Genomic DNA, 24,047 nt, shown 5'->3' with positions numbered 1-24,047 from the left:
GATAACACCTCATTTTTGGCTGGTTCTCTCATCTTGTTTAATTTTTTTGATTTCGCCTATTATAATCAAGTATAATATATATTTATCGTTTCTATATATTGTGACGTATCTACAATTGTTAACAGTGCTCGACCACAATGTTAAAAGAGTGAGATAACCCCCAAAATAAAGGCTGAAAAAGTTGCATTTAACTTGAAGAATGACTATATTTACAACGTGAATCAAAAGATCACAGGCGCTAATCACTATAGGTTAGCAAGTGAGCTCATAGAGCTTCGAAGAGGTTCTAATGGGTGAAGTAAAAAGAAATAGTTTGGCGTTAAGCCATAACTTTCTGAATAAGAAAAAAGTTCAGAAGATGAAAGGAAAAAGAGACAAGGCGCGAAGATAAATTTCGCGCCTCTTTTTTTTGTTTATATTTTAGTTGAGTAATTAGTGATCCTTCACGCTTATAGATTTCTTTAAACATGCTACTGTCGAGCATAATAGACAGGTACTGATCGGATACGGTTGTATGGCCGGCATCCTCTTGTAAATCATGTATGCTGTAACTACCGGGACTATAAATAGCCAGGCCGATAAATTAAATTTACTTTCTAATGAATGTTAAAAATGTACTTTCTGCAGAAATTTTCTTCGATTTTCTTGGCAATTTCATTTTGACACTTTATTTTTGCGATATAATAGTAAAAGATCTTGGAGTATGGAATACCTGTAGACTATTTTGCTATATGCCTTGTACATGTTGCATATCCTTCCGATTCGTGGCGTTTGACTTTTCGGTTGGTCTATCGCAATTCCAATTTTTTCTTCCCCATAGTACCTTTTTGCCTTTATACTGGATATTACCAAAATATCCTTTATAAGTTTAATTTCTTATTAACGTAAATGTTTTATAAGTATCCATTTAATAGTTAACTAAAATTATAAACCGATGAAGAACAAAGCCATTTTATCTATACTGCTATTTGTCTTTACATATACTAAGGCAGAGGGACAGACGATTGTTTAAACCATAATGGAAACGTAATAACCACTTTTAGCAATTTTGAAAGGGCAGGTAGTCTTCCAAGAGGATATTTTAAAGGATTTTGATCATGGAAAGAGTTAACAAATTAGTTAATGACATATTAAAGAAATGGAATCCATTAGAGGTTCCATCCGAAATAGCTGAGGATGAGTACTCTTTATATGTTACATTTATAATGAAATACTCCCAAAATATAAATAGTATCTATTTATGCCTAAAAAAAATATTGACTGATTATATGGATATGGAAATTTCGAATCTCGAGGACGATGCAGAATTGAAACAAATTGCCAGAAGCATATATGAGGCGGTCTTGAGCGATGATGCATTTAAACAGACTATAGAATAGATGCTTTGTACCAGACTTTTATGAGGAGATGGCAGCTTTCGATATAATACAAAGAGCTTCATGGTTAATTTACAAAATATCGTATGTTATGAAACATCAAGTTTACTTTTTGTCATTTGTTGTTATCTGTTTGCTGATGTATCATGGCAAATGTATCAGGAGGTTGGAATTATCGCGCACCTGGAGGCCGCGGGGTAGTTACAGGACCGACTATCATTGGTTTCATCACTGGTGTATGGGGAAGATATAATCATAAATTCAGAATTAAATAATAAACCAATAAGTTTCTATGAAAAAAATATTGTATTTTTTTATTGTCTTCGTATTGATTGTAGTATGTGCCAAAGGACAGAATACAGAAAATCTCAATACCCTTCGTGATAGTTTAGCCAAAATGGTCCTTTGGGGGACTCTGCGTAACGACACGACAATGCTCGAAAGAGCATTGAAACTTTCAGACTTCTTACTTAGTATTGATACTACGAACATCGGTAAGAGGCATTGTTATCATCACCGTTCCATGATTTTCTTTTCTTTGGGACACATGGATGAGGCTATGGCCAACGCTGAACATGCAGTTTTGACCCTTCAAGCAAATAATCCGTTACGGCTTATCTTTATGTCGGCAAAATACTTAAGGGAACATAATAAAGACTCGGCTGCTTATTACATTGAAAAGACAATTGCTGTTTGTGACAGTTCATTGAATGAAGAGTATAACGAAGATATGGCTATTAATAAGATTAAGGCAATTTATCTGCGCGATGGAGAGAAGAAAGCAAAGATTTATTTGTCAGAACTATTAAGGACACATCCAAGCCCATTGCTAAAAGTATTTAAGGAAGACTGGGATGAATGGGTTCGCATGAATAATGAGGAATTAAAACTGATGAATATTATGATCTTGAGATAGAAATGGTATGTTGGAAAGCAAACTTAGTATTCTATTATTGTGTTAAAAATTAAGGTGCGTATCATATATATTTATCGTTTATATATATTGTGACGTATCTACAACTGTTAACAGTGCTCGACCACAATGTTAAAAGAGTGAGATAACCCCAAAATAAAGGCAGAAAAAGTTGCATTTAACTTGCAGAATGACTATATTTACAACGTGAATCAAAAGATCACAGGCGCTAATCACTATAGGTTAGCAAGTGAGCTCATAGAGCTTCGAAAAGGTTCTAATGGGTGAAGTAAAAAGAATTAGTTTGGTGTTAAGCCATAACTTTCTGAATAAGAAAAAAGTTCAGAAGATGAAAGGAAAAAGAGACAAGGCGCGAAAATAAATTTCGCGCCTCTTTTTTTTGTTTATATTTTAGTTGAGTAATTCGTGATGTTTAATTTTATAACCGATGGCAGCAATAGTAATCGACATAATCGGACATAAAATATTAAAAATGCAATATGGAAGATAGATAAGCGTAGATACATTGAGTACCGTGGCTTGCGTCATGCCACATGTATTCCATGGTATGAGTACAGATGTAACAGTACACGAATCTTCTATACTTCTACTGAGTAATCGTGACTCATATCCTTCACGCTTATAGATTTCTTTAAACATGCTACTGTCGAGCATAATAGACAGGTACTGATCGGATACGGTTGTATTAAAGAATAAACCGGAGAGAACCGTTGAACTCACTAAGCCAAATCGGGTCTTGGTAAGCGGAATAATCAAACTGACAATATTCATGAGAATACCACTCGCCTTAAGAGCTCCTCCGAAACAGATAGCGCAAAGGATAAGCCATATTGTGCTCAGCATACCTTTCATACCCCGTGTTGCCAGTAGGTCATTTACAGGTGCATTACCTGTATCAACACTTGTACTACCAAATCCGCTCAGCATGACACCTTTAAAGAGAGTTTCTACAGAAGTGTCGTTTGAGCCAACGATTTCAGCCAGAATATGTGGCTGAAAGAGAATGGCGAAGATAGCAGCAAGAAGTGAAGACGCAAAGAGTACTATAATGGCCGGCATCCTCTTGTAAATCATGTATGCTGTAACTACCGGGACTATAAATAGCCAGGCCGATAAATTAAATTTACTTTCTAATGCAGATGTATAGACAGAGATGCTGATAGCTTTTTCTGGTTCAATGAAAAAACCGGCAATGAGATAGACCATCATGGCAATGCAGATAGAAGGCACTGTTGTTATCACCATATAGCGGATGTGCTCAAAAAGGGGAGTACCTACCATAGATGAAGCAACAACTGTTGTATCTGAAAGAGGTGACATTTTATCGCCAAAATAAGCTCCAGAGAGTATGGCCCCAGCTATCCATCCTTCGTTGAAGCCCTCAGCCTTGCCAATGCCCATGAGAGCTATGCCTATGGTGGCTACAGTGGTCCAGGAACTACCCGTCATTACGCTTACTATTCCGCTGATAATGCAAGAAGAAATCAGAAAAATATGTGGATTGATAATCTGCATGCCATAGTAGATAAACGTTGGTACAACGCCGCTTACCGTCCAAGTGCCTGACAGAATACCAATCAGTAAGAGTATAACTATTGTCGTGCCTATGCTTCCAACAGAAGTATTGATTTCCTTCTCGATATTCTTCCAAGGCACTTTAAAGTAGAAAACGGCAATAAGTGCACAGACGCCTGTAGCAAGAATAAGTGCCATTTGGCTACCACCATCTAAAGCTTCTGTACCATAGATTTGGATAACAATGGCTAATAATGCTATCAGAAAGATAACTGGAGTAAGCGAGAGTATAATTCTTTGTTTAGTCATTTGTTTATGTGTTGTTTGAAAGTTTATTGTATCCTAATCTTTGTACGAAATCAAGTTGGCTTCTTTCCAATCAATACTATTATCCTTAGCCTTAATACTATCTTTCGTGTATATTTTGTGTAAAAAATGAATTATGTTTTTGACAAAGGTAAGTGAAATTGCCAAAATAAGCAAGCCATTTTGAAAAAAAATGCTTATTTTTGTATGCAAAAAACGAATAAAACTCATGTTAATCATTAGTACAGTCCTAGCATATTTTGCCATTCTTTTGCTAATTAGCCGTTTTACAGCTCGCTTATCCAATAATGATATCTTTTTCCGTGGTAATCGTCAGTCACCATGGTATATGGTAGCTTTTGGCATGATAGGTGCCAGTATATCAGGTATTACCTTTGTGTCTGTACCGGGTATGGTATTGGCAAGCAATATGACTTATATTCAAATGTGCTTAGGTTTTATTTTAGGTTATTTTGCGGTTGCTTTTTTATTACTTCCGATATACTATCGATTAAATCTTACGACAATATACTCGTATTTGAAAGAAAGATTGGGGACTCGTTCTTATAAGACAGGTGCATCATTCTTTCTATTAAGTAAGATGACAGGTGCAGCAGCTCGTTTCTATGTCGTTTGTATTATTCTACAACGGTATGTATTCGATGCTATAGGGGTGCCTTTTCCTTTTACGGTTGTGGTGATGGTGGTATTGATATGGTTTTATACGCGAAGAGGGGGGATTAAAACTTTAGTATGGACTGATACCTTCCAGACAACTTGTATGTTTGCCGCACTTATATTAATAATCTTTCAAGTAATATCTTCACTTCATCTTACTGCAGGCGAAGCTGTATCGGTAATTGCAGCAGATGCACACAGTCAAATATTCGAGATGAGCGATTGGGTATCGAGACAGAATTTTTGGAAGCAGTTTTTAAGTGGTATCTTTGTGGTTATAGTAATGACAGGACTTGATCAGGATATGATGCAAAAAAATCTAACCTGTAAGAGTCTTCGTGATGCTCAAAAAGATATGTGTACCTATGGTTTTGCCTTTGTACCTGCCAATCTACTTTTTCTTTCGTTAGGTGTGTTATTGATGATGTTGGCTCGCCAAAATGGTATTGCTTTGCCAGAAGTGGGTGATGAGTTGTTGCCGATGTTTGCAGCTACAGGTAAGTTGGGTTCTATTGTTGTGGTACTCTTTACAATAGGTGTAGTAGCAGCGTCTTTCTCGTCAGCAGATTCTGCATTGACGGCATTGACAACTAGTTTCTGTGTTGATATCTGCGACAAAGGAAAAAGTGAGCGATTACGTAAGCGTGTGCATATAGGCATGTCATTATTATTTATGCTCTTTATTCTGGCATTTAAAGTACTCAATTCTACAAGTGTAATAGATGCCATCTATATTCTTTGTTCGTATACCTATGGACCTCTTTTGGGTCTTTTTGCCTTTAGTCTTTTTACCAAGCGTCAGGTGAATAATAAGTTGGTGCCTTATATCTGTATTGTGTCTCCTTTGCTGTGTTTTTCCCTCGATATTATCATTAGTCACTTCTATGGCTATACCTTTGGTTATGAACTCCTGATGCTTAATGGCGCCCTTACATTCATAGGATTATGGTTGTCGGGGAGCAAGTATAACAGACCGTGTAAGAATCAAGTTTAAATATAGTAAGGAGATAAAAAAAATCCTGTAAATCGATGATTTACAGGATTGTCACCTTAGGGTGGAGGGTGGGACTCGAACCCACGACATTCAGAACCACAATCTGACGCTCTAACCAACTGAACTACATCCACCATGTTGGTTGTTTGCTTAAAAAAACTTGCAACTCATTATCGTTGCAAAGCTAAAATCTGAAGGGTGGAAGGTGGGACTCGAACCCACGACATTCAGAACCACAATCTGACGCTCTAACCAACTGAACTACGTCCACCATTTTATTTTAATAGCTTATTTCTTTTAAGCGAGTGCAAAGATAGAGAATTTTTTTGGAATGACCAAAAGAATTCTCTATTTTTTTATTTTTATTTTCTATTTAGCAGGTGTAGCTGGAGCTACAGGAGCTGTTTTTGTACCGGTTGCAGCTGGAGCTGATTTCTGAGCGCCGGCAGCAGGAGTACTCTGGCTAGCACCAGGGAAACCTGGAGTAGCAGTATTTGTAGTTGTAGACTCTCTTTCAAGAACACTTTGTTCTGCAGTAGAGGTAGGAGCTACATATGTGCAGAGAACGCTGATAACAACCATTGCCACAGCGAGGCCCCAAGTGAGTTTTTCAATGACATCAGTGGTCTTGCGAACACCCATGATAGAATTTTGTGAAGAGAAGTTAGATGAAAGACCACCTCCCTTAGATTCCTGGATCAAGACAACAATTACCATGAAGATAGATACCAGGACAACTAAACTGATTAAAAGTGTGTAAACCATTTTTATTTTTTGTTTTTATTGTTTATTATCAATTTTTCTAAAAATCGCATTTGATCTGCAAAGTAAGCATTTTTTTTTGGATAATTCAAATTTAATCGCTGAATTATTTCTAACGCCTTTTCATATCTACCTTGTTTTATATAGATACGTGCCAATGTTTCTGTGAAGTAGCCTTCATTACCTTCTTCTTGTGAGTTTTTTTCTTCATCTTGGAGTGTTGTTGCGCTAGATGTAACTTTATCAGCTTGTGGCTTACTGTCAGAATTATTTGTCAATGAATATTCCTGTAGAGGTTCTGGTTGCGGCAATTCATCATCCATGTGGAGTTTGAATCCGCCATCTTCTAGGAAATTATCGATTAAAGAGGTTGTACGATCGGCTTTCTGACTTTCGATGACAGTTGACGCTTCTTCTGTATCTTCATCCTCTTCATCCATAGCTAGTTCTGTATCCATTTCCATCAGATATGACACATAGTCAACAGCAGCATCTGCAGGCGTTGGCTTACGCTTGTGCCTTTTTTCCTCATCATTTTCCGAAGGGATAGAGTCGAGGAATGTATCGATAAGAGCTACTGTGCGGCTTTCTTTTTCCTCTGGTGCCACCTGCTTAGCAGGTTTTGATTCTTGTCGAAGTTGATAGTGAGCAGCTTCTATCATCTTAAAAATGACTTTTCGGTCTGTAATATAGATAGCTGCACGTCTGAGTTCTTCGTCAAAACTAGAATCATGGAGCACATACAGATTTTGAAGCATTAAAAGACGAGCTGTCTGATAATAGGGGTGCAGGGCAAGGAGACTACGCAAATCGTAAAGCGTCTCTTTGTCCATTTCTTCAGGATGGTTGATCAGTCTTGTTAACTCCATTACCAGTTGGCTACAGTTGCATTAAATATTTGGTCTACGAGGTCATTTACCATTTGAGTAACCAGTTCTTCTTGTACAGCAGTGAGACTCTGTGTAGTTTCATAGCTCTGTGTAGCAGTAAACTGTTTTTCAAAATCCTCGTTGTGATTTTTATTATTAGTAAATCTTACATTAACAGTCATAGATAATTCTGTTTGGGCAGAATAACCTTCTGCTGATACAGCTTTATTACGCTGTGTGTAAGATGTAATTTCACCCTCAATCTTCAAGTCGCCATTGCGTTTAACTTGTTCCAAGCGCGTATGATCTGCGAACTTATCTTTAAGAGCATTGTTAAATAGTGGTCCCATTGGTCCCCATACGTAACTAGCTCGAATAGGAAATTCTGCAATTGTTATGGTCTTGGTCTTGGTGTAATCGATGCTGGAACCATTAAATTTATATGACACGCTACATGCTGTAAGAATGAGTAGTGTCAATGAAATCAGCAAGGCTGAAAATTTACCTTTTTTATTTGTTTGAATCCAAGCCATATTGTTTAATTCTTCTATAAAGGGTTCTGTCGGAAATGCCCAATTCTTGAGCAGCTTTTTTACGATTACCACCATTACGTTCAAGAGCTTTGACAACCATTTGTCTCCCGAGGTCGTTCAGATTGAGACTCTCTGGCTCATTGATTTCCTCTGCAATAACTTCTTCTGGTTGTGTGTGTGGTGTTTCCACTTGATATATAGGTGTAGAAGATGTATGAACTTTTGCAGGATGCATAGGAGCATTTGGAATAGAAACGGAGGTTGATGGCTCCTCATAAGGGATATTCTGAAAGCCTGCAGCACCAGCTAATCCACGAGCTTCGTCGAGTTGTTTACGAAGACTATTCATGTCGCGACGAAGATCGCTAACATTTCCACGTAGTTCGTACAATATCTTATATAGAATTTCACGTTCGTTTTCATACGAATGTTTTTCGTCTGTATATCCAATAGTAGCGAGTTGTGTACTCGATGGATCGCGTGGAATATACTTGAGCAAGCCTTCCAGGTCAATTTCACGTTTCTCACTTAAGACAGACATCTGCTCTGTAATGTTTTTTAATTGACGAACATTTCCTGGCCATTTATATTGTAACATTACTTGCTTGGCTTCTTCTGTCAATGTGATTTTAGGCAGATGATATTTCTCAGCCATCTGCATAGCAAATAGTCTGAATAATAAGATAATGTCATTGCCACGATCACGAAGAGCAGGCATTTGGATAGGTATCGTATTTAGACGGTAAAATAAGTCTTCACGAAATCTACCTTCACTAATAGCTTTGCGCATATTGACATTGGTAGCGGCTACAATACGTACATCTGTTTTACGTATTTCCTGTCCACCTACACGGATATATTCTCCTGTTTCGAGTACACGGAGCAATCTAGCCTGGGTAGCCATTGGTAATTCACCAACTTCATCAAGGAAAATAGTACCCTTATTAGCTATTCCGAAGTAACCTTCGCTTTCACCAATGGCTCCTGTAAAGGCACCTTTTTCGTGACCAAAAAGTTCACTATCTATAGTGCCTTCTGGGATAGAACCACAGTTGATGGCAAAGTACTTCTCTCGTTTTCTTGGCGAATTGTCGTGAATGACACGAGGAATAATTTCCTTACCTACACCACTTTCGCCAATAATAAGTACAGACAAATCTGTCGGCGCTACTTGTAAAGCTACGTCGAGTGCATGATTTAATCCGTCGCTGTTACCGACGATATTATAGCGTTGTTTTATTCTCTGAAGTTCTGTTGTATTCATTTAGCTGACAAAATTACGCATTTTATTTGGAATATCTGCAATTTTGGCAGAATATTTAGTTGTATGCGAGGTTTATTCCTTAGAGGTGTCCTGTGTAGACTGCTGCAGTGGAGCTTGTTGGTTTTGCTGCTGAACCACAGGCTGGTTCTGCTGCTGTACCTGAGGTTTGTTAGCCTCTTGAGCCTGCTGTGGTCTATTGTCCTGGTTTTTATTATCTTTAGAACGGTTATTGCTACCGTTTATATTTTTAGGACCATTGTTTTCTGGGCGCTTACTTTCTTTATTAGGAGTAAATGGTGCACCAGAATGTTTCTTAGGAATAGAAAAACGAACTTTTTCTCCTTCGTCATGACGCTCATGATAAAGTTTCTTCAATGGATTTTCGTAAGGTTCGTCATAGCGTGCACGATTACGGAAAGCATCAATAGCTGTATAGATAGCGTGGCGGAATGAAGATGGGTTTTCTGCATTTTTCCCTGCATATTCAAAATCTACAGTTTGGTCACTTGCTGTTCGTACAAGTTGTAAACCTGTAGTAAGTACTACACCGTATTCAGGAGCTATAGCCTTGAAAGGTGCGATACCTTGATCATGATACATGGCCAAAATACCATCGAATTCATCAAAATAACCCTCTCCGAAGAATTCTGCAGCAGGATATGGACCGAAAGCCTGAATACCATTGTCTGCCAATTCCTGAATGGCTGGAAGTATCATTTGGTCTTCTTCTGGACCAAATGTTCCATTCTCTGGATTATATGGATTGAGTGAAAGTACGGCAATGCGTGGATTAGATATGTTGAAATCTCGTCGAATAACTTCTTTGAAATGGCTGACACGAGCTATGATAATATCTTTACTAATTGCCTTAGTAACATCTTTTAAGGCGATACATGGAGTTGCAAAAGCTAAACGTAGGCGGTCATTAATCAGAATATCCATAGTATTCTGACTATTACCAAGGCAGGTCTCAATGTATTTAGTTTGACCAGGGAACTGGTAGTTTTGAATGTTAATGTTGCTATTGTTAACAGGTGCAGTTACAAGGACATCAAACAATCCTTCACGATAATCACTAATCGCTCTATCGAGTGCCATAATTGCAGCTGTACCAGACTCTTCTGTAGGTTGTCCTACGTCTACCTTAATGTCATCTTCTACAGCTGTTAGCAAATTGATTCGACCTTCTTGAGCCTCGTTAGCCTGTTGGATAATCGAGAACTGAACCTTCAAGTCGAGCATCTTACGATAGTAAGTTGCCACTTTAGGTGAGCCATAAATAATAGGTGTGCAGATTTCGAGCATACCTGGCTCTTCGAAGGTTTTAAAAATGAGCTCATATCCGATACCATTGGTATCGCCGTGGGTAATAGCCACACGTATTTTTTTATTTTCTTCCATAATTGATGGTATATAATACAGCTTCAAGCTGTTGTATTAGGTTTCTTTTTTTCATGCTTGGCGCATATACGAATGTAAGGATGGTCAGGTCTCGCTGTTTGCCATCTTTGATTTGGCGCATACGATAAGGACCTCCCATTGCATCTCCTTTCATTTCCCATAGTCCACTATTTTTACATGGTGTGATGCGCTTCATATACATATCATCAGTTTCTCCTTTTAAGTAGTTGGCTAGCATTTTGTCGATATTTCCTCTGCAGATAACTACATTCTTCATACCTGCAGCAGAATTATTGGATAGCCAAAGGAAATCTTTCTTTTTCATACTGCTGTTCATGTCAACAGGCAGTAGAATATTAATCCCGAAGGTTTGCTTGACCAAACGTTCCATTTTGGGATTATGATAAGTTTGCAGTCGTTTAGCTTCGCAATACAGTTCAAATCGTTTGAGATCCTTTCTTAACTGGAGTGAATCTCCAGCAGAAGCGTGGATTACTATTTGCGGCTGTGCATAGAGATTTCGCTGAATGCGATATGTACCTTTTGCCTGATGGATAACAATGGAATGTGCCATTTTTGTGCCATCCTGTAAGCGGTTTTGCTTGAGAGAAGATACATCAAACTGGGGTTCAGACTGTGGTAAATCAGGAGTGTCTACAGAAAGAATGTGCCGTAGAGAATCGCGAGAATCATTTACGACAAGAACCTCGTAGGGTTTGCCTCCACTAACCTGTCTACTATCGTCAGTGCAACTTGAAAGCAAAAATGACAGGCTGATGATAATCAGAGTTCTCCATCGCAAGTGCATTATTCTTGATCGTGTCTGATTTTACCAATTTTCTTACTTGTGCTCAAAAGACCGCAAGCAGCAAAGATATCTTGTCCACGACTAGCACGAATCGTTGTATGTATGCCATGATTGGTGAGGTAATCGCGGAAGTTTTCCATTGTTTTCTCGTCAGCCCCATGTAAAGCTACTTCAGGTATCTGATGGAATCGGATAAGATTGATACGACAATCTAGTCCTTTGAGTAACTTAATGATTTCTCGTGCGTGAGTTGTACTATCGTTAACACCTCCAAATACGATATATTCAAAAGTGAGTCTTCGCTGGTGTGAGAAGTCATAATTGCGAAGCAGATCAACAACTTCCTCGATACTCATACCTCGCTGGGCTGGCATTAGTTCTGCACGTTGCTCAGGAATAGGTGAATGCATGCTAATTGCTACATGGCATTGACTTTCTTCGAGAAAACGTTTCAGTTTATTTCTTACGCCAACAGAGCTAACAGTAATGCGTTTAGGACTCCAAGCCCATCCATAGGAAGCTGTCAAAATATCTGTAGCCCGAAGCACATTATCAAGGTTGTCCATTGGTTCACCTTGCCCCATGAATACAATGTTTGTGAGCTTGTCTACTTCTGGCAGTGAGTATATTTGATTGAGAATATCTGCAGCAGATAAACTACCTTCAAAGCCTTGTTTTCCGGTTTGGCAGAACAAACAGTTCATCTTGCAGCCCACTTGTGAAGAAACACATAGGGTAGCTCTGTCTTCATCAGGAATAAATACCGTCTCCACAAATTTGCCGTTTGCTGTAGGGAAAAGATATTTTATTGTACCATCGACAGAATGCTGAGCGTCGATAGCCTCCGCACATCCGATAGTATACTGCTCTTCCAACTTCTGTCGGTTAGCTTTGGAGAGGTTAGTCATCTCGTCTATAGACTTGACATGGTACTCGTATAGCCATTTAGCTATTTGGCCACCCGTAAAGGCTGGCATGCCTAAGCTTTTGGCTACATCCTTGAGCTCGTCAAGAGTAAGACCGAGGAGAGATTTTTTTTCTAAATTCATATTGCAAAGGTACGATTTTTCACTGAAAATATGCTATCTTTGTCACATATTTTAATATAGAAATCAAAAATGAGAGAAAAGATAGATGTTTTCTTGCCTCAATTAGGCAATGAAACGATGCACTCTATTGTGACTTCACTCGATGAAGATAAGACGGTACAACATGTTTTTTTGTTGGATCAGGAAATACGATCTACTGCTGTTATTAAACAGATAGATAGCCAGTCTGATGCTGATTATATATTACTCTGTACTAAGCCTACACGTATAGAACTTGGACAGTTTGCGTTAGAGCGAATGTTACGTGTTATGCATGAAACGCATGCTCAGATGGTTTATGCGGATCATTACACCATGGAAAATGGCAAGCGTGAAAAGCATCCGGTAATTGATTATCAGCTGGGAAGTTTACGTGATGATTTTGACTTTGGTAGTTTATGGTTGATTGATGCACGTTCTTTTCACGAGTATGTAGATCAGTTAAGCGAGCAGCATGCTTATCTATATGCAGCCCTATATGATCTTCGACTTTTCTTAAGTCGTAAGGGCGAACTTTTCCATATCAACGAGTATTTGTACACAGAAGATGAACATGACTTGCGTAAGAGCGGCGAAAAGCAGTTTGATTATGTAAATCCTCGCAATCGTGAAGTGCAGATTGAAATGGAAAAAGTCTGTACGTGTCATCTTAAACAGATAGGCGCATTGGTGGATGTTTCCAATTATGAAGAGCCAGACTTTAAAGAGCAGGAGTTTACTTTTGAAGCCAGTGTTGTTATTCCTGTATACAACCGCGAAAAGACAGTAGCAGATGCTGTACAATCGGCTTTAAATCAGAAAACTTCATTCCCATATAATGTCATCGTTGTTAATAATCATTCTACAGATAAAACAGGGGAGATTTTAGCTGATTTACAGAAGAATACCGATAAGTTGGTTGTTATTGTACCTGATCGTTTGGATCTAGGTATAGGTGGCTGCTGGAATGAAGCTATAAACGATGTCCGATGTGGTAAATTTGCCGTTCAATTGGATAGTGACGATTTATATTCTTCACCAAAAACTTTACAGAAGATCGTGGATGCTTTCTATAAGCAGAATGCAGCCATGATTATTGGAAGTTATCGTATGTGCGATTTCGATTTGAACACCCTTCCTCCAGGTATGATTGATCATCGAGAATGGACGAATGATAATGGCTGTAACAATGCGCTTCGTATTAATGGATTAGGAGCGCCACGTGCCTTTTTTACTCCATTAGTAAGACAAATAAGATTTCCTAATACCAGTTATGGCGAAGATTATGCTTTAGGACTCGCTTTCAGTCGTCGTTATCGTATAGGTCGTATTTATGACGAACTATATCTGTGTCGTCGATGGGGTGGAAATAGTGATGCTGCATTGAGTATAGACAAGATTAACTTGAATTCAAATTGATAATGCAACAAATGTGTCAAAGAAGTAAGTGAGCAAGGAGCATGAAAAAAGGGACAAAAGTTCCACAAGATCTTTCGTCCCCAGCATTAAATGCTTACCTTTGCAGACAAACTTCCACATAAGTTGCAAATATGACAAAGCATCTAACTGCGCAGCAAAGGTACGAAATATCTTTCAGACTGCAAAAAAAAGAACGTTCAACAGACATAGCCAGGGCTCTTGGTGTGCACCGCAGCACCATTAGCCGAGAAATTAGGCGCAACAAGGCACCCCATGGCAGGTATAATGCGGAAAAGGCCCAGTGGCTGTCAGACAGGAGAATGAGCGCAAGAAAGCACTATACCGTCCTTACGGACGAAATAAAGGTTTACATTGACCATAAGCTCACACAGGAACAGTGGTCTCCCGAGCAGATATCCGGAAGACGGCGTGCACTGGGATTACCGCCCATCTCACACGAAACCATCTACAGATATGTGTGGGAGGAGAAGCACAAATGGGGGAAGCCTCTCTATAAGCATCTGCGCCACAGGGGCAGGCGCTATAACAAGCGCGGTTCATCGTATAAGTCAAGGGGAATACCTGGACGTGTCGGGATAGAGCAAAGACCTGCGGTCGTTGATGAGAAAGGAAGGTTCGGAGATCTGGAGATCGACACCATTGTGGGGAAGAACAGGCGGAGCGTCATCATGACAATCAATGATAGGGAGTCCGGGTTCCTAATCATGAGAAAGCTTCCTTCAAAAGAGGCAGAGCCTCTGGCGGAGGCAGCCATTGCCGCACTTAAGCCGATAAGAAAGGGATTGCATACCATGACCGCAGATAATGGTACAGAGTTCTCCAGGCACCAGCAGATTGCTAGAGCACTGAAAATAGACATCTTCTTTGCAAGACCATACCACTCATGGGAAAGAGGTGCTAATGAAAACACTAACGGTCTAGTCAGGCAATATTTCCTTAAAGGGAGTGATTTTACAAAGATAACAGATAAAGACATCAATATGGTACAGGACAGAATCAACAACAGACCTAGAAAGAGATTGAATTACAAAACGCCTGTCGAGTTTATCAGACAAAAATACGGAGAGAATAAAACAATTATAAAGTTGTTGCGTTATTAATGTGAATCCTGCTAATGTTAATAATCTCTATAAAGACCGTTTACGTACCATGGAAGTAAGTGCGCGTCAAGCCATGAATGCGGGTTTGGCCGATATTGCTCCTGATGATGCATTGGTACGTTTCTTTAACAGACAACTTGAGGTTTGGGATGATGTGAGGAAACGTTTTTCAGATTTGAAAAATGTTCAAGTAAAATCTTTCGACAATTCTATTATAAAACTTCAGTTTAATCCAGCACGTATAGTCTCTACTGGTGCAAAAATTGATGCTAAAACGCTAGCCAATCGTGCTTGTTTCCTATGTGATGCAAATCGTCCAAAGGTGCAAATGTCGAAGAAAATAGATCATAAGTTTCAGTTACTTATTAATCCTTTCCCGATACTGAACACCCATTTTACGATACCAGCTTATCGTCATCAGATGCAAGCGATTTTGCCAAACTATTCTGAGATGCATCGTTTGTTGACAGCAACAGAGCGACTGATGGTGTTCTATAATGGTCCTAAGTGTGGAGCCAGTGCGCCTGATCATCTGCATTTCCAGGCAGGTACAAATGGGGTGTTGCCTCTACAGGAAGAGTGGAGACGAATATGCAGAAGTAAGACTAACTTGTATGAATTAGATGATTGTAATTATTTGGCCCGTATAGATGATTATATTGTGCCAATATTTGCTATTGTTAGTACACAAGAGGAAAAAGATAGAAAACTCTTTACTCTTTTATATGAAGCTTTGCCTATTCGTGAGGGTGAGACTGAACCTATGATGAATATTATCGCTTGGAGAAAAGGTGATAAATATATTTCTGTAGTCATTCCAAGAGAAAAACATCGTCCTAATTGCTATATGCAAGAAGAAAATGAACGAGTTATGGTAAGTCCTGGAGCTCTAGACATGGGTGGACTCATCATCACGCCACGTGAAGAGGATTTTCAAAAACTCACGGTAGAACGTGCGGAAGCAATTTTGAAAGAATGTGGTATATCGCAAGAAAAGATGGAGCAGATTTGTAGTAAGTTAAAAGTCGATGCGAATGACGATGAACTGAAATTAGACATGCAACCAAATGTAAAGGTTGGCATTGTTTCTGCGCAGAAAATACATTTTGTACTCAATAAACCTTATCTTGCTAAAGGTAAAGAAGTTATAGGAGAGCAAACGGTAGAATTTTCAGAAGGTGCCATTCTTTGGAATGGAACACTCTATACGCAGCTCGGTTTTCATCCAATAGAAGATGATGCCAGTTTCTCTCTTGATGATGTTACGATAGGAGTAAATTTCCATTGGGAGCGCAAGGAAACACAGACATTCCTAGGAACACTTCGATTTGTGGTCGATTCAGATCAGGTTTGTGCTATTAATGAATTGCCGGTAGAAAAATATTTGGAGAGTGTCATCAGTAGTGAGATGAGTGCTACATCGAGTCTAGAATTGCTAAAAGCTCATGCCGTTATCTCACGAAGTTGGCTTTTTGCTCAAATGGAGCGTAGACGTTCTCATGCAGAAACAGGAAATAATTTCTTCTCATTTGTGAAGAAAGACGACGAATTGATACGTTGGTATGATCGTGATGATCATACAATTTTTGATGTGTGTGCTGATGACCACTGCCAGCGTTATCAAGGTATTACCAAAGAAACATCGCCACATGTAGCTGAGGCTATTAAAGCCACATTAGGACAGATATTAATGGATAATGGGGAAATATGTGATGCCCGATTCAGTAAATGTTGTGGTGGTATATCTGAGGAATATCAATACTGTTGGGAGAATATTAAGAAACCTTATCTTGTAGCTGTTCGTGATGAGAAATCTGCTGTTAAAAAGAAACTTCAGAGTATTCCCGACCTGACAGTAGAGAAAAATGCAGAAGAGTGGATACGTACAAGTCCGGCTGCATTTTGTAATACTACTGATAAAAATGTGTTGGAGCAAGTGCTTAATGATTATGATCAAGAAACTCCTGATTTCTATCGATGGAAAGTAAAACTGAGCCAATCAGAGATTCAACACCTTTTGTCTGAAAAACTGAAATTAGATTTGGGCGATATCGTAGATCTTATTCCTTTGGAACGAGGTAAGAGTGGTCGTATATCCCGATTGAAAATAGTTGGAACAAATCACACTTTTATTATCGGAAAAGAACTTGAGATACGAAGAGCTCTCAGCGAAAGCCATTTATACAGTTCTGCTTTTGTTGTAGATAAATATGATATAAATGAAGAGGGTGTACCACAGCGTTTTGAACTGACAGGAGCAGGCTGGGGCCATGGAGTAGGACTTTGCCAAATTGGTGCAGCTGTAATGGGTGAGAATGGATATGCATATCAAGATATCCTGCTTCATTATTATCAGGGAGCTACTATAAAAAAGATTTATAAGTAGAAATCAAATACATGAGATACATGAGTAATAAAAAAAGAAATCCTTGGAGTTGGATACCAACTCTCTATTTTGCAGAAGGACTACCTAACGTTTTGGTAATGGTAGTTGCGGTAACAATGTATATGCAACTAGGTATGAGTGATACCGAAATAGCATTATATACAAGTTGGCTTAATTTACCTTGGATTATCAAGCCCTTATGGAGTCCTTTTGTAGACTTGTATAAAACAAAACGTTGGTGGGTTATTACCATGCAACTGTTGATTGGTGCTTCTTTAGCGGGAGTAGGCTTTACACTTAATGCGCCTTTTTGGTTTCAAGGTACTATGACCTGCTTCTTTCTGATGGCCTTTTCGAGTGCCACTCATGATATTGCAGCAGATGGCTATTATATGCTTGAACTTGATGAGCACGGACAGTCATTCTTCGTAGGAATACGTAATACATTCTACCGCATAGCAGTAATATTTGGCCAAGGTGTATTAGTTGCTGCTGCAGGTATTTTGCAGGTATATTTTAGAAATCGAATAGCCTTTACATGGAGTTTGATATTCTATGCGCTAACAGGTATCTTTTTGGCATTGTGGTTCTATCATGGTTTGATTCTTCCACGGCCAAAAGCGGACAATCGCAATAATACGAATTCAACTGCTGTAATACGGGGTATGAAGGATATGATAGTATCATTCTTTTCTAAATTTCCTTTAAAGGTATTTGTGTTTTCTATACTATTTATTATGTTCTATCGTTTTCCAGAAGCTTTGTTAGGCAAGATGACAACAACTTTTCTTCAGCGTTCCGCTTCTGAAGGAGGATTAGGATTATCACCAATGGAATTTGGTATTGCTAATGGTACAATCGGCTTAATAGGTTTATTGGCAGGAGGTATTGTTGGTGGCTATTTGGCATCTCGTGATGGACTGAAAAAATGGTTATGGCCATTTGTGATTGCGCTAACCCTTCCTGATCTTGTCTATGTGTATATGAGCTATGCTCTTCCTTCTAATCTTTGGCTTATTAGCAGTTGCTTGTTTGTTGAGCAGTTTGGTTATGGATTAGGGTTTACAGCATTAACATTGTTTATGCTCTATTTTGCTCAAGGTGAATATAAAACGTCACATTACGCTATTTGTACAGGACTTTCATATTTAGGTCTTATGCTGCCAGGAATGATTTCCGGTTGGTTGAAGGATACTATAGGATATCGTCATTTCTTTATACTCGTTATGGTATTCTGTTTGATAACCTTTATAGTAACAGCTTTTGTTCAGATAGATGCTAATTTTGGCAAAAAGGAAGATGCTATAGATGAATCAGGGAATTACGAAGAAGAATAGATTCTAAATCATATCGTAACGATTAAATGCGGCATTTATGAGGAATGTTAATACTCTCATGAATGCCGCATTAAATATATTAGATCTTGTATCTTAGTCGATAAATCGCTTAGTTATGTCGCCATAGTTTTCTATGCGACGATCGCGGAGGAAAGGCCACCAGCGTCTTACTTCTTCACAATGGTCAAGATCGATGTCGATGATAACGCTTTCTTCTTCTTCCTTACTTGCTTGGTAGTGGAGTTCGCCTTGAGGACCAGCTATGAAACTACTACCCCAGAACTGAATGCCGCCAGTCTGATTACTAGGGTCTGGTTCAAATCCTACGCGATTAACAGCTATTACAGGGAGTCCGTTTGCGACAGCATGACCCCTCATAACGCTTGTCCATGCCATTCGCTGGCGTTCCTGTTCTTCTTTTGTGTCATAGAGTGCATAGCCGATAGCGGTAGGGTAGATTAATATTTCAGCTCCTTGAAGAGCCATTAAACGGGCTGCTTCAGGATACCACTGATCCCAACAAACAAGAATTCCTAATTTGCCCAAACTGGTCTGTATAGGTTTGAAACCTAAATCTCCTGGTGTAAAATAGAATTTTTCGTAATATGCAGGGTCATCCGGAATATGCATCTTGCGATATTTCCCGGCTATCGTACCATCTTTTTCAATAACAACGGCTGTATTATGGTATAATCCTGCTGCGCGTTTCTCGAATAGGGAGGTAACGATAACGACACCAAACTGACGAGCCAATTCTCCATAGAAATTGGTTGAAGGGCCAGGTATTGGCTCAGCCAAATCAAAATTGTTAACGTCTTCTACCTGGCAAAAATATAAGCTATTGTGTAGCTCTTGCAAAATAATAAGCTGTGCACCGCGTTTTGCCAAATCTTCTATACCTTCGGCAAGTCGCAACATGTTAGTCTTACGATCTTCAACATTATGTTGTTGTAGAAATCCTACTCTTATTTCTCTCATTGTTTTATGGTTTACATTTATTTTTTCAGAAGTATTCCTTGTGGATATTGCATAGTAAGACAATGTATGCTTCCATGTTGACGGATGATAGTTCTGCTGTCTATACCAATGATCTTGCGTGTAGGGAATACATCTTGGATTATTTTGATAGCTTTTTGATCTTTTTCAGGCTGATTATACGTTGGTACTATAACAGCACCATTTAAAATGAGAAAGTTTGCGTATGTAGCAGGCAATCGTTCGCCTTCATCGTAAATGGCATCAGGGAACGGAAGGGCTATCATTTTATATTTTGATTCGCTTTGGAGAGAGTAGTGAGTGTCTACCCATCGGCGAATTTGGTCTTCTAATGCTTTAAAATCTGCATAATGTTCATCGTCTTTGTTAGGTGTACCTACATATAATAAGGTGTGGTCTGGGCAGATTCGTACTATTGTATCAATATGTCCATCAGTATCATCACCAATAAGGTTACCATGGTCGAACCAAACGACACGGTCGACTCCTAAGCGTTCTTTGAGCTGTTGCTCAATCTGTATCTGGGTAAGAGGCTGATTGCGATGTGGAGCCATTAGGCATTGACTGGTAGTGAAAACTGTGCCTTCACCATCGCTTTCAATACTTCCACCTTCAAGTACAAAGTCATCATTTTCTTCAATACATGCAGATAGTGCAAAATTCTTATTGCTACTTTCTCGTTGATATACAAAGAGTTGCTTGGTAATTTGGTTATCTTTTTCCCATTCGAACTTTTCGCCCCATCCATTGAAACGAAAGTCGAGTACTGTTAGTGCTCGTGTTAGAGGATTGATAGTTGTAATGCCACCATGATCTCGAGCCCAAGTATCATTACTATCTATTAAATAGAAAAGTATTTTTTCTATTTGCTCGTCTGCAAGATTATTTTTAAGTAGCTGCCAAACATGGTCAGGTTCTGGTGTTGCAACGATAAGATACTCATATTTTGTTATGGTATCAGCCAGTTGCAGATAGGTTTGGGTAATATCATCTAGATATGGAGCCCAGTCAGTTTGAACGTGTGGCCATGTCAATTGGATAGCATCCTGTGGATACCATTCGGCAGGCAAAATATATGTTTTCTTTATCTTCATATTGCAAAGATAAGGTAAAAAGTGGATAGTGCAAAATGAATTTTCGCTATTTTGCCGTGTGCGAACACAAAAGCGCTTGATTTAAATCAAGAATGAACCGTTTTTGGTTAATTTTATGCTGAAAAACATTGTTGTGTACGCAAACAGTAGTATCTTTGCAGTGCAATTAGAAAATATATAGATTTATTAGTTTTTAGGTTATTGATTGTTTAGGTTGTTTTTAAAAAGAAATTATTAGTTAGATTTATAGATTGTAAAATTAGGTATTGCTTAAGGTAAATAAAGATTGCAGGGATATTGCTTAAAGTTGCCGATATATATATTAAGTATTGTATTAAGTTAGATTAGGTTATTAGATATAAAGGTTATTAAGATTAGTATTAGGTTTATTATTTGTTGTTTTTGAAAAAGAGGTTCGGCTTTTGCCGTATACCTCTTTCGGTTGGCGGGGATGAAGATCTACCGCTTTTTTGTTATTATAATCATCTGTTTATTCAATCTTTTTTCCTCTGTAATAAACATCAAAGCTATCTTCAGCATAGCCATTACCCTTATATTTAAAGGATGTAGCCATGGCTCCTTTTATTTTTTCACCATAATAGAACACATTGAAAGCATCCTTAGCATAGCCACCACCCAGTTCCTTAAACGAACCTGGTACTGCATCTATCTTCTTATCACCATAATAGACGTTGAACTTGGTTTTGTAATAACCGCGAATGGAAGAAAGCGGTTCGTTTATACCTTTACGATTACGCCAGCTGGTGGATTCCTTCAGTCGGAAAGAAGCTGGATCAACATTCTCAAGCACGCGCCCATCCATATATACATTATACATATCCTTGGCATAGCCACAACCTAAATCTCGGAAGGTATGAGCATCGGCATATTTCAATAATTCACGATCGAAATAGACACGATCGTGATCTATCTCATAACGCTGGGCATTAGTAAGCTGGGTGATTCCCATCATTGCTACCAATAGAATCGATTTGCGTAAAAATATTGACTGTTTCATCTTCTTATAGTTTTATTTGGTTAATGATGCAAAGGTAATACGAATTGATAAGAATAAAATAAGATTTACCTATTTTGTAGGGGGAAATCCCTAATTTATTTTTACTATTTTTCACAGGAATTTCTTCCGTTGGTCCTTTCTCAGTTTATGGCTCCCTCTATGTATTTCTTTTTTCGTCCGTGTAAGCGATCCGTGTCCGTTCGGTATTTAGCCTTAGCATGTATTTTTAGGTGGCTATGCTTTTTTTGTTTCTGTAAGCCTAATCCGTTTTCATCAGAAATTATTACCTTTGCATTCGTATGAAAAGGAAAAATATACCATGTATCGCTGTTTTGCTACTTGCGGGATTAACAAGTAGTTGTAAATGGCAAAATCAAAAGTCTGGAGAATTACTTTCAGATGTAGAAAGAACAGCGAATAAGATAGAGAATGCTCAGAAAGCGATAGATTATTTGGTGAACGATAAGGATTTGTCGGATGATAGGAATAATTCATCGAGTAATAGGGAAAATTTTCAAGTTGAGTCGGATGGAGAATCGAACTCTTCAAGCTCGACTAAGTATGCTAATTATCTTCCTGCTAGACTAACTGACAGACCTGAGCAAATTCTTTGCCGGTATGCCTATACCGTATCTTATAATCAGGAATTAAAAATTCCAAATTGGGTGGCTTGGCATCTGACCAAAGCACACACGAATGGTCCTTATAAGCGTAAGGGTATCGCTTTTACGGCTGACGAAGAGGTGGAAGGTACAGTGGTCACTACGTATGATTATGCACGAAGTGGCTATGATAGGGGGCACATGTGCCCTTCTGGGGATAATAAATGGAGTAAACGGGCTCAAGAAGAATGTTTCTTGATGAGTAATATGTGTCCGCAGGTGCATGGACTTAACAGTGGAGACTGGAACGAGATAGAGGGACAGTGCAGAGCATGGGCAAAAAAATACGGCGATGTCTATATCGTGAGTGGCCCTATATTAATAGGTAAGAACCATAAAATGATAGGTAAAGCGAAGGTTACGGTGCCAGAGGCTTTTTTCAAAGTGGTGCTCTGTTTGGTGGGTAGACCTAAGGCGATAGGTTTTGTGTATCGTAATATCGAGGGAAATCGCCCTAAGAAGAGTTACGTAAATAGTGTGGATCAAATCGAGCGGATTACTAAAATCGATTTTTTTGCTTCCTTGCCAGATAAGTTAGAAAACCAAATTGAACAAGAAGCTAATTTAGAAGATTGGTAAAAAAGCATAAAATATTTTCGCTATTCGCAAAAAATGATTATCTTTGCATTCTAAAATAAAAATTTTAGCGTGAAAATATTAAAGGTGATCAATGCCCTTGAACAGTTCGCGCCTCTGCCCTTGCAGGAAAGCTATGATAATGCAGGCTTGCAATGTGGATTAACAGAGGCGGAAGTCTCAGGGGCTTTATTGTGTCTTGACGTGACGGAATGTGTCGTTGATGAGGCTATAGCAAAGGGGTGTAACCTAATTGTAAGTCATCATCCTCTTATTTTCCATAAGCTTCGTCGTATTACTGGTGAGGATTATGTACAGCGTACTGTCATGAAAGCTATAAAGAATGATATTGCTATCGTAAGCATGCATACGAATATGGATAGTGCTTTTGGTGGTGTCAATTTCAAAATAGCTGAAAAGATGGGACTTGAAAATATTCAGTTCCTAGGCAAAACTCAACATCTCGATGAATGCTTTTCTGATGAAGAAAGTCAGTTGGTTGGTGGCGAGGGGATTATAGGAGAATTTTCTACCCCCCTAGCTGCAGACGATTTGGTTTTGATGCTTCGTAAACAGTTTGAAGTAGAATGTGTACAGTGCAATCAGCTTCTTCGGCGAGAAATAAAAAAAGTTGCTTTATGCGGTGGAGCTGGTAGCTTTATGCTCGATACGGCTATTGCAGCAGGGGCAGATGCTTTTATCACTGGTGAAATGCATTATCATGAATACTTTGGACATGATCAGGAAATTCAGATCTGCGTAATCGGTCACTATCAGAGTGAACAGTATACTAGGGAGATCTTTAAGCAGATTATCGAAGAAAAATGTCCTGGTGTAAGATGTGTATTATCTGAGATTAATACCAATCCGATTATCTATCTTTAATAAATAGTTATAAAAGAAAATAATAAAGATAATAGAATTACATAAA

The 24,047-nt window shown here is 38.7% G+C and carries 20 protein-coding genes, 2 tRNA genes and 1 pseudogene; 10 read left to right on the top strand and 13 right to left on the bottom strand.

Annotation, left to right across the window (positions count from 1 at the left end; translation table 11 throughout):
* Positions 1–1,097: 1,097 nt before the first annotated feature.
* From L6469_RS05600 to L6469_RS05595, 3 genes are all read left to right on the top strand, one after another.
* Positions 1,098–1,379: a hypothetical protein gene (locus L6469_RS05600; RefSeq protein WP_050787907.1), complete on the top strand. Its 282-nt coding sequence runs from the start codon at positions 1,098–1,100 to the stop codon at positions 1,377–1,379.
* A gap of 143 nt (positions 1,380–1,522) precedes the next feature.
* A complete protein-coding gene (locus tag L6469_RS14705; protein ID WP_256207981.1) occupies positions 1,523–1,651 on the top strand; it encodes a hypothetical protein in 129 nt (42 codons plus the stop codon).
* A 17-nt stretch (positions 1,652–1,668) separates the two neighbouring features.
* Positions 1,669–2,292 (top strand): hypothetical protein, encoded by a 624-nt coding sequence (locus L6469_RS05595; RefSeq protein WP_006281823.1) that lies wholly within the window; start codon positions 1,669–1,671, stop codon positions 2,290–2,292.
* A gap of 408 nt (positions 2,293–2,700) precedes the next feature.
* Here L6469_RS05595 and L6469_RS05590 read toward each other — a convergent pair whose 3' ends face one another.
* Entirely contained in the window at positions 2,701–4,134 is a 1,434-nt protein-coding gene (locus tag L6469_RS05590; protein ID WP_006281824.1) for a Na+/H+ antiporter NhaC family protein, read from the bottom strand.
* Between the two features lie 226 nt (positions 4,135–4,360).
* Here L6469_RS05590 and L6469_RS05585 point away from each other — a divergent pair, with 226 nt between their 5' ends.
* Positions 4,361–5,803 (top strand): sodium:solute symporter, encoded by a 1,443-nt coding sequence (locus tag L6469_RS05585; protein ID WP_039869866.1) that lies wholly within the window; start codon positions 4,361–4,363, stop codon positions 5,801–5,803.
* A gap of 59 nt (positions 5,804–5,862) precedes the next feature.
* Here L6469_RS05585 and L6469_RS05580 read toward each other — a convergent pair.
* The 9 genes from L6469_RS05580 to rlmN form a co-directional block, all read right to left on the bottom strand.
* Positions 5,863–5,938: transfer RNA gene (locus L6469_RS05580), tRNA-His, on the bottom strand.
* A 61-nt stretch (positions 5,939–5,999) separates the two neighbouring features.
* Positions 6,000–6,075, bottom strand: a tRNA-His gene (locus L6469_RS05575).
* A 97-nt stretch (positions 6,076–6,172) separates the two neighbouring features.
* Complete coding sequence (gene secG / locus L6469_RS05570; protein ID WP_027452937.1) at positions 6,173–6,568, bottom strand: preprotein translocase subunit SecG; 396 nt, start codon at positions 6,566–6,568, stop codon at positions 6,173–6,175.
* Positions 6,569–6,570: 2 nt separating this feature from the next.
* Entirely contained in the window at positions 6,571–7,434 is an 864-nt protein-coding gene (locus L6469_RS05565) for a hypothetical protein (protein ID WP_006281828.1), read from the bottom strand.
* Positions 7,434–7,967, bottom strand: a complete 534-nt coding sequence (locus L6469_RS05560) for an LptE family protein (protein ID WP_027452935.1) — start codon at positions 7,965–7,967, stop codon at positions 7,434–7,436. The genes L6469_RS05565 and L6469_RS05560 overlap by 1 nt, the downstream gene beginning before the upstream one ends.
* Entirely contained in the window at positions 7,945–9,231 is a 1,287-nt protein-coding gene (locus L6469_RS05555; protein WP_006281830.1) for a sigma-54 interaction domain-containing protein, read from the bottom strand. The genes L6469_RS05560 and L6469_RS05555 overlap by 23 nt, the downstream gene beginning before the upstream one ends.
* A 72-nt stretch (positions 9,232–9,303) precedes the next feature.
* On the bottom strand, positions 9,304–10,632 hold the full coding sequence (locus tag L6469_RS05550) for a PdxA family protein (protein ID WP_006281831.1): 1,329 nt from the start codon (positions 10,630–10,632) through the stop codon (positions 9,304–9,306).
* The gene (locus L6469_RS05545; protein WP_039869869.1) at positions 10,619–11,440 is read right to left on the bottom strand and encodes a DUF4837 family protein; all 822 of its coding nucleotides are present in this window, start codon (positions 11,438–11,440) and stop codon (positions 10,619–10,621) included. Before L6469_RS05545 ends, L6469_RS05550 begins: the two co-directional genes overlap by 14 nt.
* Positions 11,440–12,489, bottom strand: a complete 1,050-nt coding sequence (gene rlmN / locus L6469_RS05540; protein WP_006281833.1) for a 23S rRNA (adenine(2503)-C(2))-methyltransferase RlmN — start codon at positions 12,487–12,489, stop codon at positions 11,440–11,442. The genes L6469_RS05545 and rlmN overlap by 1 nt, the downstream gene beginning before the upstream one ends.
* Positions 12,490–12,558: 69 nt before the next feature.
* On the opposite strand from rlmN, the pseudogene L6469_RS05535 reads away from it, so the two are divergent.
* From L6469_RS05535 to L6469_RS05520, 4 genes and pseudogenes are all read left to right on the top strand, one after another.
* Positions 12,559–13,920: pseudogene (locus L6469_RS05535) on the top strand (glycosyltransferase family 2 protein); the annotation flags it as partial.
* 137 nt (positions 13,921–14,057) lie between these two features.
* Positions 14,058–15,047, top strand: a complete 990-nt coding sequence (locus L6469_RS05530; RefSeq protein ID WP_006282587.1) for an IS30 family transposase — start codon at positions 14,058–14,060, stop codon at positions 15,045–15,047.
* Between the two features lies 1 nt (position 15,048).
* Complete coding sequence (locus L6469_RS05525) at positions 15,049–17,433, top strand: DUF4922 domain-containing protein (RefSeq protein ID WP_237851059.1); 2,385 nt, start codon at positions 15,049–15,051, stop codon at positions 17,431–17,433.
* A 20-nt stretch (positions 17,434–17,453) separates the two neighbouring features.
* Positions 17,454–18,770 (top strand): MFS transporter, encoded by a 1,317-nt coding sequence (locus L6469_RS05520; protein ID WP_006281835.1) that lies wholly within the window; start codon positions 17,454–17,456, stop codon positions 18,768–18,770.
* Between the two features lie 93 nt (positions 18,771–18,863).
* On the opposite strand, the gene L6469_RS05515 is transcribed toward L6469_RS05520, so the two are convergent.
* The 3 genes from L6469_RS05515 to L6469_RS05505 all read right to left on the bottom strand — a co-directional run bounded on the left by L6469_RS05515 (position 18,864) and on the right by L6469_RS05505 (position 21,878).
* Positions 18,864–19,748, bottom strand: coding sequence for a carbon-nitrogen hydrolase (locus tag L6469_RS05515; RefSeq protein WP_027452932.1), 885 nt, complete (start codon positions 19,746–19,748; stop codon positions 18,864–18,866).
* A 17-nt stretch (positions 19,749–19,765) separates the two neighbouring features.
* Positions 19,766–20,860 (bottom strand): agmatine deiminase family protein, encoded by a 1,095-nt coding sequence (locus tag L6469_RS05510; RefSeq protein ID WP_006281837.1) that lies wholly within the window; start codon positions 20,858–20,860, stop codon positions 19,766–19,768.
* 490 nt (positions 20,861–21,350) lie between these two features.
* Positions 21,351–21,878: a DKNYY domain-containing protein gene (locus L6469_RS05505; protein WP_039869872.1), complete on the bottom strand. Its 528-nt coding sequence runs from the start codon at positions 21,876–21,878 to the stop codon at positions 21,351–21,353.
* Between the two features lie 299 nt (positions 21,879–22,177).
* Here L6469_RS05505 and L6469_RS05500 point away from each other — a divergent pair, with 299 nt between their 5' ends.
* Together L6469_RS05500 and L6469_RS05495 are read left to right on the top strand one after the other, a co-directional pair.
* A complete protein-coding gene (locus L6469_RS05500) occupies positions 22,178–23,119 on the top strand; it encodes a DNA/RNA non-specific endonuclease (RefSeq protein ID WP_006281839.1) in 942 nt (313 codons plus the stop codon).
* 69 nt (positions 23,120–23,188) lie between these two features.
* Positions 23,189–24,001: a Nif3-like dinuclear metal center hexameric protein gene (locus L6469_RS05495; protein WP_006281840.1), complete on the top strand. Its 813-nt coding sequence runs from the start codon at positions 23,189–23,191 to the stop codon at positions 23,999–24,001.
* The last annotated feature ends 46 nt before the right edge of the window (positions 24,002–24,047 follow it).

The sequence above is a fragment of the Segatella baroniae B14 genome (genome assembly GCF_022024235.1).
In the GTDB taxonomy this organism is placed as follows: domain Bacteria; phylum Bacteroidota; class Bacteroidia; order Bacteroidales; family Bacteroidaceae; genus Prevotella; species Prevotella bryantii.
The sequence above is the reverse complement of the archived record's forward strand: the minus strand, read 5'-3'. Positions and strand labels throughout refer to the sequence as shown.

Coding starts and splice junctions, on each gene's coding strand:
- L6469_RS05595 (WP_006281823.1), top strand. CDS start 1,669: ATGAAAAAAATATTGTATTTTTTTATTGTCTTCGTATTGATTGTAGTA.
- L6469_RS05600 (WP_050787907.1), top strand. CDS start 1,098: ATGGAAAGAGTTAACAAATTAGTTAATGACATATTAAAGAAATGGAAT.
- L6469_RS05500 (WP_006281839.1), top strand. CDS start 22,178: ATGAAAAGGAAAAATATACCATGTATCGCTGTTTTGCTACTTGCGGGA.
- L6469_RS14705 (WP_256207981.1), top strand. CDS start 1,523: ATGGCAAATGTATCAGGAGGTTGGAATTATCGCGCACCTGGAGGCCGC.
- L6469_RS05515 (WP_027452932.1), bottom strand. CDS start 19,748: ATGAGAGAAATAAGAGTAGGATTTCTACAACAACATAATGTTGAAGAT.
- L6469_RS05530 (WP_006282587.1), top strand. CDS start 14,058: ATGACAAAGCATCTAACTGCGCAGCAAAGGTACGAAATATCTTTCAGA.
- L6469_RS05520 (WP_006281835.1), top strand. CDS start 17,454: ATGAGTAATAAAAAAAGAAATCCTTGGAGTTGGATACCAACTCTCTAT.
- L6469_RS05550 (WP_006281831.1), bottom strand. CDS start 10,632: ATGGAAGAAAATAAAAAAATACGTGTGGCTATTACCCACGGCGATACC.
- L6469_RS05505 (WP_039869872.1), bottom strand. CDS start 21,878: ATGAAACAGTCAATATTTTTACGCAAATCGATTCTATTGGTAGCAATG.
- L6469_RS05510 (WP_006281837.1), bottom strand. CDS start 20,860: ATGAAGATAAAGAAAACATATATTTTGCCTGCCGAATGGTATCCACAG.
- L6469_RS05565 (WP_006281828.1), bottom strand. CDS start 7,434: ATGGAGTTAACAAGACTGATCAACCATCCTGAAGAAATGGACAAAGAG.
- L6469_RS05555 (WP_006281830.1), bottom strand. CDS start 9,231: ATGAATACAACAGAACTTCAGAGAATAAAACAACGCTATAATATCGTC.
- rlmN (WP_006281833.1), bottom strand. CDS start 12,489: ATGAATTTAGAAAAAAAATCTCTCCTCGGTCTTACTCTTGACGAGCTC.
- L6469_RS05585 (WP_039869866.1), top strand. CDS start 4,361: ATGTTAATCATTAGTACAGTCCTAGCATATTTTGCCATTCTTTTGCTA.
- L6469_RS05545 (WP_039869869.1), bottom strand. CDS start 11,440: ATGCACTTGCGATGGAGAACTCTGATTATCATCAGCCTGTCATTTTTG.
- secG (WP_027452937.1), bottom strand. CDS start 6,568: ATGGTTTACACACTTTTAATCAGTTTAGTTGTCCTGGTATCTATCTTC.
- L6469_RS05590 (WP_006281824.1), bottom strand. CDS start 4,134: ATGACTAAACAAAGAATTATACTCTCGCTTACTCCAGTTATCTTTCTG.
- L6469_RS05560 (WP_027452935.1), bottom strand. CDS start 7,967: ATGGCTTGGATTCAAACAAATAAAAAAGGTAAATTTTCAGCCTTGCTG.